This window comes from Vogesella indigofera, from assembly GCF_003633895.1.
Taxonomy (GTDB): Bacteria; Pseudomonadota; Gammaproteobacteria; order Burkholderiales; family Chromobacteriaceae; genus Vogesella; species Vogesella indigofera.
On sequence record NZ_RBID01000011.1, the window covers coordinates 784,691 to 799,755 of the forward strand.

Below are 15,065 nucleotides of genomic sequence, written 5' to 3' on the forward strand. Positions count from 1 at the left end.
AGTCACTCCTTGTCCGGTGGCGCACAGTGCGCCTGGTGCTTACAGCAGCGCGCCAGACACTGGCTCACCCAGCTGAACACCGTGCCAGTGACAAAACCCCACACCACCAGCACCGTCAGCGGGAAGAAAAAATCCCCCAGGCTGAATGGTGTCGATGTTCTGAGCCTGCCAAAGTCCAGTCCGTGAAACAGGGCGTTCAGGAAGGCAACGCCTTGCTCCGGCCACAGCCGGTACAACAGGGCGCAAACGGTGTAACTGATGGCCATGGTGATCGCGAGACTGCGACCGGTATGCCAGTGTGAGGACTTCATCGGGATACTCCTGCGAGAGGGCGGGTGGGCGGGTGAGCGCGTGGGGCGTGCGCGCTATTCGTGCCACGCCCCACCTGCTGGTGCCCGATTTACTGCATGGGCATCATGCCGCCTGATTGCCCCATCATCTGCTGCATCATGTCCATCATCTTCATGCGCTGGTTCATCATCACCTTAGCGTCTGCGGCCCCCGCGCCCATGCCCTGACACGGCATCATGCCTTTGGCCATCATGTCTTTATCCATGCTCTGCATCATGGCCATGCCCTCCTGCATTGACTGCATTTGCTCAGCCATGAGCTTTTGCCGTTCCTGTGGCGTCTTCGCCGCCATCATCTTGTCGTGCATGGTGCGCATCTTCTGCATCTGCATTTCCATGTTGGCAGGGCTTGGTGGCATCGGTGGCTGTGCGGCCCAGGTTGGCGTGGCCAGCGCCAGTAGCAGCAGTGCCGCAGACCAGGTTTTCTGGTTTTTCATGATTGGATTCCTTAAACGTGAGAACGGATGGTTTTCGCGCAACAGGCGCGAGTGAAGTCGCTACGAGGCAGGGCGTCGTAGTGGTGTGAATGCAAAGCGAGCTAATTGTTGAAGCGCAGGAACAGCAGATGTGGGCGGGGTGGTGTGCCACCGGGAGTGGCAGGGGAATTCAGACGTGTGACGATGGCAGGTGATAGAAGCAGCAATGGCGGTAGCAGAAACCAGGCAATCAGCAGTACAGACAGCAGGCAGGGCATCGCAAAGCTGACATCACCCTTGGCGATGGGGGCGGAAAGCGTCTGGCAGGCTTGTTCGCACAGGGAGGACTCGTCATGAGTTCCGGCATGGTCAGTTGCCGTCAGTTGCAGGGTCTGCATGGTGCCCGGCGTGGCAAAGCGATGGGTGGTTTCCTGCACTTGCCCCTGACAACCAAGCAGCACGCCAAACGCAAACACCAGACACCATGTCGCCACTAACAGGCGACACAGTTGCCGGGTTCTTGTTTGGGTGAGGCGCATGATGACAGGCTCTCATAAACGTTAATAGCACTATAGACCGCAGCTCACCAACCGGGCTTGATGACGGTCAATCACTTCTGGCGGCCATGGTCAGCTTTTCCGCGCCCGCTTGTTTAACTCGTCGTGCTGGGCGCGTATTTCGCCAGGCCATTGGCTTTTTATCCACGACAGTGCGGCAACAATATCGGCATCGCTCAGTGTGCCCTCATAGACGGGCATGGCCGACTGGTAGTCCGGCATATTGGCTACCTTGGCAACGCCGTACTTGGTCAGCTCAAACAGCATCTCGTCCGGGTGGTGCCAGGTGTGGCCGGTTTCGTTGTGCGGCGGCGCCGGCAACATGCCCAGCGCATTGCGTTCGCGCCAGTTCGGCTGGCCTTCCAGCTTGCCGCCGTGGCAGCTGGCGCAATTGGCCAGGTAAACCTGCTTGCCGCGCGCCACCAGGGCGGTATCGTCCGGCTGCAGCGTGAGCGATGTCGGCGCAGGCCGGCTGCCGGTATACAGGTAGGCGCCCAGGCCTGCGGCCAGCAGGGCGACGGTGATGACTGGGAGGAGGACTTGCTTGCGGGTAAGTGACGGCATGGTTGTATGGTCGGCATCAAGGGAAGAAAACATGGCCGGGTTGCCCCGGCCATGTGCATCAGCTGGCCGGCTGAATCTCGGTCACCAGCATCTTGCCGTCCTCATGGCTGACCATGAAGCGGATTTTGTCGCCCACTTTGACCTTGTCCAGCAGCGCCTTGTCCTTGGCGGTAAACACCATGGTCATGCCAGGCATGTCCAGATGCTGAATCGGGCCATGCTTGATGGTGACCTTGCCGGCGGACGGGTCGATCTTGCGGACTTCACCATCGGTCAGCATCGCCATGCTGCTGGCGGTAGCCGGCTGGGTGGCATGGGCAAGCGGGCTGAGGGTAGCCAGCCCCAGGGTGGTGGCGAGAATCAGTGTGCGGATAGTCATGTTGTCATACTCCTGAAGAATGAAAATAGTGTTGTGGCCAACCTGCAGCGGCGGGCTGCTTTATTGTTTCGCCACCTTGATCCGGCCCTTCATGCCGGCATCGTAGTGTCCGGGGTGCAGGCAGGCGAAGTTGACCGTGCCGGCCTTGCTGAAGTGCCAGATCACCTCGCCCTTGCCGCCCGGCGCCAGCGAGATCTTGCTGGGCTCGTCGTGCTCCATGTCCGGGAATTTCTTCATCACTTCGTAGTGTTCCAGCAGTTCCTGCTCGGTGCCCAGACTGAACTCGTGCTTTACCTTGCCCAGGTTTTTCACCACGAAGCGGATGGTTTCGCCTTGCTTCACCGTGATCAGCGGTGCGGAGAAACGCATGCTGTCGGACATGTCGACCTGAATGGTGCGGGTGACATTGGCGGTCTTGCCCGGCTGGCCAATGGCGCTTTCACCGTGGCTGCCCGCGTGGGTGCCGGCGGCGATGGCCGGTGCAATGCTCAGACCGGCCAATAGCGTGGTAATGAGAAGGCGGTGGGTGGTTTTCATGCAGTTCATTCCTGATGGTGATGTGGGGTTAATGCTGTTCCGGGTGTATCCCCGGCTTTTTGGCTTTGACCGTGGCCGCGGCAGGGTTGGCCGTAGCCGGCTGGCGTGACGCAGCCGGCAGTTCACCGTTGTATTCGTAGGGCACCGTGCCTGCCGGGTGCCGGAACCAGCCCGGATCCTTGTAGTTACCGGCCTGCTGGTCCTTGCGTACTTTCAGCACGCTGAACATGCCGCCCATTTCCAGCGGACCGAATGGCCCCTGCCCGGTCATCATCGGCGCGGTGTTGTCGGGGATGGGCATCTCCATCTCGCCCATGTCAGCCATGCCGCGCTCGCCCATCAGCATGTAATCCGGTGCCACCTGCTGGATCTTGCCCACCAGCTCGCGGTGATCCACGCCGATCATGGTCGGCACGTCGTGGCCCATGGCATTCATGGTGTGGTGGCTCTTGTGGCAGTGGATCGCCCAGTCGCCCTCCTCGTCGGCGACGAACTCCAGCTGCCGCATCTGGCCGACCGCCACGTCTGTGGTGACCTCGTGCCAGCGGCTGGATTTCGGCGTCGGGCCGCCATCGGTGCCGGTGACTTGGAACTCGTGCCCGTGCAGGTGGATCGGGTGATTGGTCATGGTCAGGTTACCGACCCGGATGCGCACCTTGTCGTTCAGGCGCACATTCAGCGAGTCGATGCCCGGGAAGATGCGGCTGTTCCACGCCCAGATATTGAAATCGGTCATGGTATTGACCTTGGGTGTCTTGCTGCCCGGCTCCACGTCGAAGGCGTTGAGCAGGAAGCAGAAGTCGCGGTCCACCTCGTCGATCAGCGGGTGTTTGCCCTTGGGGTGCGTCACCCAGAAGCCATGCATGCCCATCGCCATCTGCACCATTTCGTCGGCATGCGGGTGATACATGAAGGTGCCGGGGCGACGCGCCACGAACTCGTAAACGAAGGTTTTGCCAGGCTTGATGCTGCGCTGGGTCAGGCCGGATACGCCATCCATGCCATTGGGCAGGCGCTGGCCGTGCCAGTGGATACTGGTATGTTCCGGCAGCTTGTTGGTGACGAAGATGCGCACGCGGTCGCCTTCCACCACTTCGATGGTCGGGCCCGGACTCTGGCCGTTGTAACCCCACAGCTGGGCGGTGAAGCCGGGTGCCATCTCGCGCTCCACCGGCTCGGCCACCAGGTGGAATTCCTTGACGCCGTGGTTCATGCGCCAGGGCAAGGTCCAGCCGTTCAGGGTGACCACCGGGTTGTAGGGGCGACCAGTATTCGGGATCAGCGGTGGCGCGGTTTCCACCGAGGTCTGGATCACCGGCTCCGGCAAGGCGGCCAGCGCCGAGCGCGCCACGGTGGCGCCAACCACGGCAGTAGCGGCACCGGCGAAGAACTGGCGGCGGGATTGATCGATGCTCATGGATAGTCCTTTCAATGGCCCGCCGCGGCAGGGCTGTCGCCGCCACCTGCGGCCAACGTTACAAAGCTTTCCGGCACCTGCCCCAGCAGCAGCAACTGCAGGTCTGCCTCGGCCAGCCAGAAATCACGCACGGCGCCGATGGCCTCCACACGGGCCTCGGCCAGTGCCCGGGATTCGGCCAGCAGATCCCAGGTGTTCAGCAGCATGCCGTTGTAGCGCAGCACGGTTTCGTCGTAGATGAGCTGCCGCAGCTTGAGCATGTCCTGCTGGCTGCTGCTGGCGAGGGCGAAAGCCGTGCGATAGGCGCTATAGGCCAGCTCGGCATTGGCGCGCATCATGGTTTGTTCGCTGGCGGGGAGCGTGGCGGCCATGCTCTCCAGACGGCTCTGGAAGGCTTGCTCGGACAGGATGGAAGCCGGCAGCACCGGCAGACCCTGCGGCAGGCTGACGGTCTGTGATGGGCGACGCGTCCACTGCTGCAAGGCTTTCAATACCGCGGCCCGGCTTTGATCGGCCGCGTATAGACTACGCTGCCACTGCTGCATGGCGCTCACCTTCAACAGCTGTTCCCGCGCATCCTGCAGCTTGCTCCAGTTGCCGGTCCGCGCCATGCGGGCGCCCAGCTCGGCTGCGGCCTCCGCCGCCTGCAGCGCTTGCTGCTGGTAGGGCAGGGCCTGCTCGGCCGCCATCGCGGCCAACAGCGTTTTGCGGGTGCCATGCGCGACTTCGATAAGCTCCGCGGCGTCTTCGATCCTGCGCAGCTTGACGGCGGACAAGGCCTGCCACTGGCCGCTGGCCAGCAAGGCAGCCTCCTCCGCGCCCAGTTGGGCCAGGGGCTTGGCCAGCTCCGGATGGGCCTGCCAGGCCAGCTGCACACCTTCGGCAAGACTGCTCAGTGCCAGTGTCGCCGGCTTGCCGGCAGCGGGCGGCATGGCAGTCTGCTGCGCCTGCTCCCACTTCAGTACGTCGGCGTGGCCGCGCGGAAACTCGGCGACCTGCCGGTTGGCCTGCCGCCATTCGCTCTCGGGGGGCTGCTGTGCCTGTGCCACACCGACCAGCAGTGGCAAGGCGGCAAGCAGCATTCTTGGTTTGTTCATGCTCCGGTCTCCTTCCCGACCAACACGCGGTAAATCTGGCAGCATGGCGGGAATACAGGTTCTGACTTTGGTGCAAGCAGTGTGGCGGATTGAGGCCAACAGCAAACTGACAGCCAGATTACAAATCTGTCATCTGGCGCAGCGGCGCGCTGGCAGTGGCAAACTGTCGGCTGTGGACAGGAAATGGCGATGAAGATTCTGATTGTCGAAGACGAGATCAAGACTGGCGAGTACCTGCGCCAGGGCTTGCGGGAGGCGGGCTTTACCGTGGATCTGGCGCATGACGGCCAGGAAGGGCTGCATCTGGCACTGGAGGGCGGGCACGATCTGCTGATTCTGGACGTGATGCTGCCGGGCATGGACGGCTGGCAGGTGCTCACCCAACTGCGGCTGCGGCACAAGACCATGCCGGTGCTGTTCCTGACCGCCCGCGACCAGGTGGAAGACCGGGTCAAGGGGCTGGAGCTGGGCGCGGACGACTACCTGGTAAAGCCGTTTTCCTTTGCCGAGCTACTGGCGCGGGTGCGTACCATCCTGCGTCGTGGCCGTGGCACGGTAGAAGCCACTACCCTGCAGATCGCCGGTCTGGAGCTGGACCTGCTGCGCCGGCGTGTCAGCCGCGACGGCAAGCGCATCACCCTCACCGCCAAAGAGTTCGGCCTGCTGGAGCTGCTGATGCGCCGCCAGGGCGAGGTATTGCCGCGCAGCCTGATTGCCTCGCAGGTGTGGGACATGAATTTCGACAGCGATACCAATGTGATCGACGTCGCCGTGCGCCGGCTGCGGGCAAAGGTGGATGACGGCTTCGAGCCGCGGCTGATCCACACCGTGCGCGGCATGGGCTACGTGCTGGAAGTGCCGGAGCAGGACGCATGAGGCAGCGCCTTTCCCTGACGGCACGGCTGACCCTGCTCTACGCGCTGGTTTCCGTGCTGCTGCTGACCGGGCTGGGCGTGCTGGTCGGCGTGATGATGGACCGCCACTTTGCCGAGCAGGATGCCGACGACCTGCGCGACAAGCTGGGGCTGATCCGCGAGGTGATGAGCACTTCGCCCGATATCGCCACGCTGGCCGACCGGCTGGACGACGTGGTACACAACCACCGCGACCTGTACGTGCAATTGCAGCGGCTGGGCTACCCGGTGTATGCCTCCCAATCCCCGGCGGCGTTCCACTTCCCCGCCGTCGATGCGGCCGCGAACCGGCAGATGGTGAGCTGGCAGTACGGCAACGCCAACTATCATGGCATGTGCAGTAGCGGCAGACTGGCCGACGGTGGTCGCACCGAGCTGACCATCTGTGCAGCGATCGACACCGGACGGCATGAGCATTTCATGCAGATGATAGGCCGGTCACTGGCGGTCTACATCCTGCTGTCGGCACTGCTGGGCGGCGTGCTGGCCTGGTGGGTGGCGCACAACGGTCTGGCGCCGCTGCGCGCCATGAAGGCCAGGGCGCAAGCCATTACCGGACAGCAACTGGATACCCAGATGCCGGTGGCGTCGGTACCGCCGGAAATGGCCGACCTGGCCGAATCGCTGAATGCCATGCTGCGCCGGCTGCAGGAGGATTTTCGGAAGCTGTCGGAGTTTTCCTCCGACCTCGCACATGAGTTGCGCACCCCGATCAGCAACCTGCTCACCGAGACCCAGGTCGCCATTGCCCAGCCACGCAGCGCCGACGAATACCGCGACATCCTGGCTTCCAATGCCGAGGAGTTCCAGCGACTGGCGCGCACGGTGTCGGACATGCTGTTCCTGGCCAAGGCCGAGCACGGACTAGTGCTGCCCAGTCGCGAGCGGATTGCCATCGAGGACGAAGTGGCGGCGCTGCTGGAGTTCTACGATGCGCTGGCGGAAGAAAAAGCCATCCGTCTGCAGCAAAGCGGCAGCGGCCAGTTGCTGGGAGACAGGCTGATGCTGCGCCGTGCGCTGAGCAACCTGCTCTCCAATGCGCTGCGTCATGCCCCGGCCGGCAGCGTGGTGACTATCGACATCGCGCAGCAGGATGATGGCAGCACGGTACGGGTGTGCAATGCCGGCAGCGGCATACCTCCGGAGCAACTGCCACGGCTGTTCGACCGCTTCTTCCGCGCCGATCCTGCCCGCGTGGCCGGTGAATCCGATGGCGCCGGGCTGGGGCTGGCCATCACCCGCTCGATTGCAGAAGTGCACGGTGGCCGCGTCAGCGTTACCTCCGTCGACAACAGCACCTGCTTCACGCTGTGGTTTCCCGCTCAGTCGCCGGTTGCGGGGTGAGCCGTATCCGCATGGTGGGCACACTGCCCGCCATGGCCGTCGGCCAGCCCCTGCAGGATGGGGCAGTCCGGCCGGCTGTCGCCGGAGCAGGCATCGGCCAGAGTCTGCAGGGTATTGCGCATGTCGCTCAGTGCCCGGATGCGTTCGTCCAGCTCGGCGATATGGCTTGCGGCCAACCTTTTGACATCGCCACTGGCGCGGCCGGTGTCCTGCCATAGCGACAGCAGCACCCGAATCTGCTCCAGCGGAAAGCCCAGGTTGCGCGCCTGGCGGATGAAACGCAGCAGGTGCACCTCGCGCTCGCTGTATTGCCGGTAACCCGCTTGCGTGCGCTGGCCCGGCGCAATCAGGCCGATGCTTTCGTAGTGGCGGACCATCTTGGCGGAAACGCCGCTGGCAGCAGCGGCCTGGCCGATATTCATGCTTCGCTCCTCTTTTTATGACCAAGGGTATGACACAGGCGGGCCATGTGGCCCGCCTTGGTTTAATGCTGCTTGGCCGGTCGCCAGCGACGCAGCAGCAGCGCATTGGATACCACGCTGACGCTGGACAGCGCCATGGCCGCCCCGGCGACAATGGGGCTGAGCATGCCCAGCGCCGCCAGCGGGATGCCTACCAGGTTAAAGATAAATGCCCAGAACAGGTTCTGCCGGATCTTGCCGTAGGTCAGACGGGAGATGACAACCGCCTGCGCCACCAGCGTGGGGTCGCCACGCATCAGTGTTACCCCCGCCGCCTGCATGGCCACATCGGTACCGGTACCCATGGCCATGCCGACATCGGCCGCCGCCAGCGCCGGCGCATCGTTGACCCCGTCGCCCACCATGGCGACGCGACTGCCATCCTGGCGCAGGCGGGCGATATGGCCGGCCTTGTCCGCGGGCAGCACCTCGGCAATCACCTCGTCGATGCTCAATGCGTCCGCCACCTGGCGTGCCGCCGCACGGTTGTCGCCGGAGATCATCACACTGCGGATACCCAGTGCATGCAACTGGCTGATGGCGGCTGTCGCAGCCGGTTTGACACTGTCCCCGAAGGACAGCATGCCCAGCAGTTTGCCGTCGCCGGCACGCGCCAGCCAGGACACGGTGCGGCCCAGCAGCTCTTCCTCCTGCTGGAAGCTGTGCATCGACGACAGGCTGATGCCGTGCTCCTGCATCAGCCGCTGATTGCCGAGTAGATATTCCACGCCATCCACCTGCCCGCGCAGCCCGCGCCCCGGCAGTGCCTGCAATTGCGCCACCCGGCTCACGGGAGCCTTCGGCAGTGCCTGCAGCACGGCCTTGGCCAGCGGGTGCTCGCTGCCCTGCTGCAGGCTGGCGGCCAGCTGCAGCAGCTGCTGTTCGTCGCCGCTGACCGCAACGGTATGCATCAGCTTGGGCTTGCCCTCGGTCAGGGTGCCGGTCTTGTCGAAGGCGACGACCTGTACGCCATGTGCCAGCTCCAGCGCCTCGGCGTCCTTGATCAGGATGCCGTGCCGTGCCGCCACGCCAGTACCGGCCATGATGGCTGTCGGCGTGGCCAGACCCAGCGCACAGGGACAGGCAATCACCAGCACGGCAACGGCATTGAGAATCGCTTGCTCGATATCGCCGCTGAACCACCACCAGCCCACCAGCGTCAGCACGGCGATCAGCAGCACCACCGGCACGAACACCGCGCTCACCCGGTCCACCAGCCGCTGCACCGGCGCCTTGCCGGCCTGGGCATCCTCCACCATGCGGATGATGCGGGCCAGGGTGCTGTCCTCGCCCAGCGCACGGGTTTCCACCAGCAGCAGGCCGTCGTGGTTGATGGCACCACCGGTCACGCTATCGCCGGCCTGCTTGCTGACCGGCAGGCTCTCGCCGGTGAGCATGGATTCATCCAGCTGGCTGCTGCCTTCACGGATGACGCCATCGACGGCCACCCGCTCGCCCGGACGCACCACCACCAGGTCGCCCAGTCGCACCTGCTGCAATGGCAGATCGACATCGACGCCATCGCGGCGCACGCGAGCCGTGGCCGGACGCAGCGCCTGCAATGCCCGGATGGCGGCAGAGGTCTGCTGCTTGGCGCGTGCTTCCAGCCATTTGCCCAGCAGCACCAGGGTGATGACCACCGCCGACGCCTCGAAATACAGATGCCCGCCACCATGGTCGGCATGCAGCCACCACTGGTACAGCGACAGGCCGTAGGCCGCGCTGGTGCCGATGGCTACCAGCAAGTCCATATTGCCGCTGCGCGCCTGCAGCGCCTTCCAGCCGGCGCGATAGAAGCGCGCGCCCAGCCAGAACTGCACCGGGGTCGCCAGCACAAACTGCAGCCAGGCCGGCAGCATCCAGTGCTCGCCGAACAGCTCGCCGAACATCGGCAACACCAGCGGCAGCGACAGCAAGGCCGCCACCGCCACCGGCCACCACGGCACATGGTGCGTTACTGGTGCAGTTTGTGCCTGCTCGCGGATGCTGGCCTGGTAGCCAGCTTTGGCTACCGCCGCCAGCAGCAGCGCATTGTCACCACCAGCCGGCCAGCTGACGCGGGCGGTTTCCGTGGCCAGGTTGACACTGGCGGCAGTCACGCCGGGAACGGCCAGCAGGGCTTTCTCCACCCGGCTGACGCAGCTGGCACAGGTCATGCCGCGGATTTCCAGCTGCACCGTGTCGCTACCAACCTGGTAGCCGGCACGCGCGATGGCGGCATGGGCCGCCGCCAGCGCGAAATGTGGCTCGGTATGCAGGGTAACGGTCTCGGTGGCAAGGTTGACGCTGGCCGCCTGGATGCCCGGCACTTGGTGCAGGGCCTTCTCCACGCGGGAAACACAGCTGGCGCAAGTCATGCCCAGCACGGGAAAGCGCAGGGTCTGGCTGGCAGCAACAGAAGTAGAACGGGACATGATACTGACTCCTTTAACGGGGTTGTGAATTCAGCATCGGCCTTCCCATCATGGGAAGGTCAAGTCCTATTTTTGGAAAATCGAATCAATAGCGGCAGCGCTCAAAAAGCAACATGCCCCTGTGGAGGCAGGGGCATGCGGGGGCGGGAGCGCTTACGCCGGCCGGGCCGGATAGCCCATCTCGGTCAGCAACTCGCAGACGGTCTGCAGCGCTTCGTCGGTATGGATACTGGCGCGGCCACTGGTGCGGTCGATATCCACCGATGCCTGGTTATCCAGATCCTTCAGCGCCTGGTTGATCTTGGCGACACAGCTGCCGCAACCGATATTGTCTACTTGCAGGGTATACATGGCATGTCCTTCGCAATGATGCGGCCAACCTTGGCCGTACATGCAGTCTGGACCTTGCCACGATGGCAAGGTCAATAGGCCATGTCCGGATTTGTTGCGGACACAAACGGTGACTACATACGTGACTGGTTGATTGAACTGAACTGCCCGGGAGCCGGGGCCGGCTATCAGTCTTTTCGGATGTGTTGCGCTAGGTAGTCGATCAGCAGGCGCACCGCCGGCAGCTGCCCGCGTCGTGACGGGAACACGGCATGGATGATGCCGCCGCTGGGCGCCCAGCCCGGCATGATGTCCACCAGCCTGCCCTGCCGCAGATCCTCTTCCACTACCATGCAGGGCAGCTGCACCATACCGACACCGGATAGCGCTGCCTGTCGCAGGGCGGTCATGTCGTCAGTGATGTAGCGCGGCTGGTGCCTGATCCGGGCCTCCTGCCCCTCGGGCCCCTGCAAGTGCCAGACATGATCGCGCGGTGGCCCCCAATCCAGGCTGGGCAGCCCGGCAAGGTCGGCGGGATGCTTCGGTAGCTCTCGTTCCAGGAGAAAGCCAGGGCAGGCCACCAGCCGCTGCGGGCTTTCCGCCAGTACCCGCATCACCAGGTCGCTGTTATCCAGTGGCGGGAAGCGCACCCTCAGCGCGATGTCCAGTCTTTCGCCCAGCAGATCCACGCGGCGGTTACTGGCTTCCAGGTGAATCTGCACTTTGGGGTGTGCCGCCATGAAGCGGCAGACCAGCTCGCTTATGCGATATTCCAGCAGAGCGGTCGGACAGCTCATGCGCACAATGCCCTGCGGTTCAGCGTGCTGGCGCAGCATGACTTCGCGTGCCGCCTCCGCCTCTACCAGCACCGCTACACAATGCTGGTAAAACTCCTTCCCTGTTTCCGTTACCGAGAAGTGCCGAGTAGAACGCTGCAGCAGCCTTACGCCGTATTTCTCCTCCAGTGCTGAGATACGCCGGCTCAGCTTGGATTTCGGCATCTGCAAGGCACGCCCTGCAGGGGAGAAGCCGCCGTGCTCTACCACTTTCACAAAGTAATAGAGGTCGTTCAGGTCATCCATAGTCGTTCCTTTGGTAGAACACTGTCGGCATTTTACGGCTCTACCGGACTGTTTGTTGTGCCGATAAGCTGAAAAAAACAGTCAGGAGGTAGGGCATGAAACCCGTACTTGGTATCTACAGTGCGCCGCAGACCCACTGGGTGGGTGATGGCTTCCCGGTGCGTACCCTATTTTCCTATCAATCACTGGGGCAGCACCTCAGTCCGTTCTTGTTGCTCGATCTGGCCGGGCCGGCTGTATTTTCGCCATCCGAACGACGCCGGGGCGTGGGGCAGCATCCCCACCGTGGCTTTGAAACGGTGACCATCGTCTACCAGGGGGAACTGGAGCATCGCGACTCCGTCGGCGGTGGCGGCTTGATCGGGCCGGGTGATGTGCAGTGGATGACGGCAGGGGCTGGCATCCTGCATGAGGAGTTCCACTCGGCGGCCTTCACACATGGAGGTGGCACGCTGGAAATGGCGCAGCTGTGGGTGAATCTGCCCGCTCGCCACAAGATGGCGCCCCCGGCTTACCAGACTATCCTGAATCAGGACATTCCAGCTCTGCCCCTACCGCAAGAGGCTGGTAGCGTGCGACTGATCGCCGGTGGGTTCGCTGGCCATGTTGGGCCGGCACGCACTTTCAGCGCGATGGATGTATGGGATGTGCGCCTGCACAAGAACAGGCAGGCCAACTTGCCGCTGCACAACGGCAGGAGTGCCGCCATTGTCGTGTTGCGAGGCTTGGTGCGCTTGGGCGGCAGTATCGTCGGCGACGGGCAATGGGCCCTGCTCGGGCCAAATGGCGACGATGTGCAGATCGAGGCAGATGTCGACAGCATCCTGCTGCTGCTGAGTGGCGAACCGTTGAATGAACCGATTGCCGGCCACGGTCCCTTCGTGATGAACAGCGATGAAGAAATCCGGCAGGCCTTCCAGGACTTGCACCTAGGCGTGTTCGGCCAGATTGCTGGACCAAGCTGAAACTGTTGCCTAGCGTGTTTACCCCGTGTGCTGGCAGCCAGCCGGTGCATCTTGTTAACTAAAGGAGCATGTAATGACTACCCCCTATACCCGTCTTGATAAGAACAATGCTGCCGTACTGCTGGTGGATCACCAAGCAGGCCTGTTGTCGCTTGTGCGCGATATCGATCCGGACAAGTTCAAGAACAATGTGCTGGCACTGGGCGATCTGGCCAAGTACTTCAATCTACCCACCATCCTGACCACCAGTTTCGAAAGCGGGCCGAACGGCCCGTTGGTGCCGGAGCTTAAAGAGCAGTTCCCGGAGGCCCCCTACATCGCCCGCCCAGGACAGATCAATGCTTGGGACAACGAGGATTTCGTGAAGGCGGTGAAGGCCACCGGCAAGAAGCAGCTCATCATCGCCGGCGTGGTTACCGAGGTGTGCGTTGCATTTCCGGCTCTGTCGGCACTGGCCGAGGGCTTCGAGGTATTCATCGTCACCGATGCCTCCGGCACCTTCAACGAGATCACCCGCCATGCTGCCTGGGAGCGCATGGCGGGCGCCGGTGCCCAGTTGATGACCTGGTTCGGCGTGGCGTGCGAGCTGCATCGCGACTGGCGCAATGATGTGGAAGGGCTGGGCGCGCTGTTTTCCAACCACATTCCGGATTACCGCAATCTGATTACCAGCTACACCACGCTGACCGCGGCCAGATAAGGCGAGGTTGGTAGCAACCCGTGGCCGGGGCTAGAACGTGTTCTCACGCTAGCCCTAGCTTGGTTGCGCCTTACACTTACTGGAGCGCGTTGATCTGATTGTGCTGTACGAATCTGGGCAGTCCAGACGCCTTAAGTTAACGATCACAGGGAACAGACCAGACTGCCGCTTGGGAAAATTGAGCAACCGATTGCAGACGGTCACAGTTGGCTGATGGTGTCTGGGCGTGGTCGATACACTCAGCAATCGTAGTCAGGATTTTGCGAGTCGTAACACGCATAGTGCTTCCCATGGACAGAGGAAGACAGATGAACGAACTTCGGACAACGGCGTACGCGGCACGATTAGGCAAGGTACTCGACTATATCGAGGCACACCTGGGCGAAGCGCTGACCGTGGAACGACTTAGCCGGGTCGCCAACTTCTCCAAGTTCCATTTTCACCGGCAATTCGCCGACTACATCGGCACCAGCGTAGCTCGATACGTCCTGCTGCTGCGGCTGCGGCGAGCTTCACAACAGCTCGCCTTCGACCGTGGCGCCAAGATCATCGACATCGCCCTGGAAGCCGGTTTCGAGAACCCGGAATCGTTTAGCCGCGCTTTCAGGAACACCTTCGGCCAGTCGCCCTCCCAATTCAGGAAGCAACCGGACTGGGAGTCCTGGCACGAGCGCTACCGGTTCCGATTACCAGAAAGGAATCAATCCGTGCAGGTCGAGATCGTCAATTTCGAGACTACCCGTGTCGCCGCGCTAGAACATCACGGTCCCACCCAGAGGGTCAACGACTCTGTTGCCCAATTCATTGCTTGGCGCAAGGAAAGCGGCCTTTCACCCAGACAGAGCAGCCGTAGCTTCGGCATCGCCTACGACAACCCGGATACCACCGAGCCCGCACAATTCCGCTTCGACATCTGTGGCGAGGTGACAGCCGAGGTCCCGTCCAACCCCCAGGGGGTGGTGTTGAAGACCATACCCGGCGGTCGTTGCGCCCGGGTGCGGCATCACGGCTCCCACACCCGGATTGGCGAAAGCATCTACCCGCTCTATCGGAATTGGCTGCCCGAAAGCGGCGAAGAATTGCGCGACTTTCCGCTCTATTTCCATTACCTGAACTTGATGCCGGAAACGCCAGAGAATGAGCTGGTGACGGATATCTACTTGCCATTGAAATAACGGATAAAACGTCTCCCAAAGCTAGGATGGAGCCGGACAACAGGTCTACCATGGCTAAGATGTCCTGTTGAAAGGCGCTGAGCGACCCGTATAAATACTTTCAGAAAGGTCGCTCAGTACGACTCACTGGCCACGGGCCGCTAAGCGATACATTACTGACTGAAATGCCTCACTGATCGAATGGCGGCAAAGGCCGATCCGCAGCTTCCTCCTCGCCGTATTGCGTAGCCACCAATAATCAGACTCCTTTCCACTGAAAAGGAGTCTGTGATCTGCACCCCTTAGGTCTTACCAATCAAAAGTAGAGAGAAGTCCGTCACTGAAGGAGAATGACGGACATGAAGAAGAGCAGATTCACAGAAG

The 15,065-nt window shown here is 62.4% G+C and carries 17 protein-coding genes; 5 read left to right on the plus strand and 12 right to left on the minus strand.

Annotated elements, in window-relative coordinates; all coding sequences use genetic code 11:
* Window positions 1–2: 2 nt before the first annotated feature.
* The 8 genes from C8E02_RS06075 to C8E02_RS06105 all read right to left on the minus strand — a co-directional run bounded on the left by C8E02_RS06075 (window position 3) and on the right by C8E02_RS06105 (window position 5,317).
* On the minus strand, window positions 3–311 hold the full coding sequence (locus C8E02_RS06075; protein ID WP_047967516.1) for a DUF5676 family membrane protein: 309 nt from the start codon (window positions 309–311) through the stop codon (window positions 3–5).
* An 89-nt stretch (window positions 312–400) separates the two neighbouring features.
* Window positions 401–787, minus strand: a complete 387-nt coding sequence (locus tag C8E02_RS06080) for a hypothetical protein (RefSeq protein ID WP_147424460.1) — start codon at window positions 785–787, stop codon at window positions 401–403.
* A 101-nt stretch (window positions 788–888) separates the two neighbouring features.
* Window positions 889–1,305 (minus strand): hypothetical protein, encoded by a 417-nt coding sequence (locus C8E02_RS17190; protein WP_147424461.1) that lies wholly within the window; start codon window positions 1,303–1,305, stop codon window positions 889–891.
* Between the two features lie 90 nt (window positions 1,306–1,395).
* On the minus strand, window positions 1,396–1,920 hold the full coding sequence (locus tag C8E02_RS06085) for a c-type cytochrome (RefSeq protein ID WP_245961077.1): 525 nt from the start codon (window positions 1,918–1,920) through the stop codon (window positions 1,396–1,398).
* 25 nt (window positions 1,921–1,945) lie between these two features.
* The gene (locus C8E02_RS06090; RefSeq protein WP_120810049.1) at window positions 1,946–2,266 is read right to left on the minus strand and encodes a copper-binding protein; all 321 of its coding nucleotides are present in this window, start codon (window positions 2,264–2,266) and stop codon (window positions 1,946–1,948) included.
* A gap of 60 nt (window positions 2,267–2,326) precedes the next feature.
* Window positions 2,327–2,803, minus strand: a complete 477-nt coding sequence (locus C8E02_RS06095) for a cupredoxin domain-containing protein (protein WP_120810112.1) — start codon at window positions 2,801–2,803, stop codon at window positions 2,327–2,329.
* 28 nt (window positions 2,804–2,831) lie between these two features.
* Window positions 2,832–4,220, minus strand: coding sequence for a multicopper oxidase family protein (locus C8E02_RS06100; RefSeq protein WP_120810050.1), 1,389 nt, complete (start codon window positions 4,218–4,220; stop codon window positions 2,832–2,834).
* An 11-nt stretch (window positions 4,221–4,231) separates the two neighbouring features.
* The gene (locus C8E02_RS06105; RefSeq protein ID WP_147424462.1) at window positions 4,232–5,317 is read right to left on the minus strand and encodes a hypothetical protein; all 1,086 of its coding nucleotides are present in this window, start codon (window positions 5,315–5,317) and stop codon (window positions 4,232–4,234) included.
* Window positions 5,318–5,506: 189 nt separating this feature from the next.
* Between C8E02_RS06105 and C8E02_RS06110 the strand changes: the two genes are divergently transcribed.
* Together C8E02_RS06110 and C8E02_RS06115 are read left to right on the plus strand one after the other, a co-directional pair.
* Window positions 5,507–6,193 carry a heavy metal response regulator transcription factor gene (locus tag C8E02_RS06110; protein WP_120810113.1) on the plus strand — a complete coding sequence of 229 codons (687 nt, stop codon included), beginning with the start codon at window positions 5,507–5,509 and terminating at the stop codon, window positions 6,191–6,193.
* On the plus strand, window positions 6,190–7,575 hold the full coding sequence (locus C8E02_RS06115) for a heavy metal sensor histidine kinase (protein ID WP_120810052.1): 1,386 nt from the start codon (window positions 6,190–6,192) through the stop codon (window positions 7,573–7,575). Before C8E02_RS06110 ends, C8E02_RS06115 begins: the two co-directional genes overlap by 4 nt.
* Here the strand turns inward: C8E02_RS06115 and cueR are convergent.
* The 4 genes from cueR to C8E02_RS06135 form a co-directional block, all read right to left on the minus strand.
* Window positions 7,554–7,997 carry a Cu(I)-responsive transcriptional regulator gene (cueR, locus tag C8E02_RS06120; protein ID WP_120810053.1) on the minus strand — a complete coding sequence of 148 codons (444 nt, stop codon included), beginning with the start codon at window positions 7,995–7,997 and terminating at the stop codon, window positions 7,554–7,556. The genes C8E02_RS06115 and cueR overlap by 22 nt on opposite strands.
* 62 nt (window positions 7,998–8,059) lie before the next feature.
* Window positions 8,060–10,450: a heavy metal translocating P-type ATPase gene (locus tag C8E02_RS06125; protein ID WP_120810054.1), complete on the minus strand. Its 2,391-nt coding sequence runs from the start codon at window positions 10,448–10,450 to the stop codon at window positions 8,060–8,062.
* A gap of 153 nt (window positions 10,451–10,603) precedes the next feature.
* Window positions 10,604–10,801 (minus strand): heavy-metal-associated domain-containing protein, encoded by a 198-nt coding sequence (locus tag C8E02_RS06130; protein WP_170152115.1) that lies wholly within the window; start codon window positions 10,799–10,801, stop codon window positions 10,604–10,606.
* 167 nt (window positions 10,802–10,968) lie between these two features.
* A complete protein-coding gene (locus C8E02_RS06135; protein WP_120810056.1) occupies window positions 10,969–11,862 on the minus strand; it encodes a LysR substrate-binding domain-containing protein in 894 nt (297 codons plus the stop codon).
* A gap of 95 nt (window positions 11,863–11,957) precedes the next feature.
* Here C8E02_RS06135 and C8E02_RS06140 point away from each other — a divergent pair, with 95 nt between their 5' ends.
* From C8E02_RS06140 to C8E02_RS06150, 3 genes are all read left to right on the plus strand, one after another.
* Complete coding sequence (locus C8E02_RS06140) at window positions 11,958–12,827, plus strand: pirin family protein (protein WP_120810057.1); 870 nt, start codon at window positions 11,958–11,960, stop codon at window positions 12,825–12,827.
* Between the two features lie 73 nt (window positions 12,828–12,900).
* Window positions 12,901–13,527 carry an isochorismate family cysteine hydrolase YcaC gene (gene ycaC, locus C8E02_RS06145; RefSeq protein WP_047967504.1) on the plus strand — a complete coding sequence of 209 codons (627 nt, stop codon included), beginning with the start codon at window positions 12,901–12,903 and terminating at the stop codon, window positions 13,525–13,527.
* Between the two features lie 308 nt (window positions 13,528–13,835).
* Window positions 13,836–14,702: an AraC family transcriptional regulator gene (locus C8E02_RS06150; RefSeq protein ID WP_120810114.1), complete on the plus strand. Its 867-nt coding sequence runs from the start codon at window positions 13,836–13,838 to the stop codon at window positions 14,700–14,702.
* Window positions 14,703–15,065 lie beyond the last annotated feature (363 nt).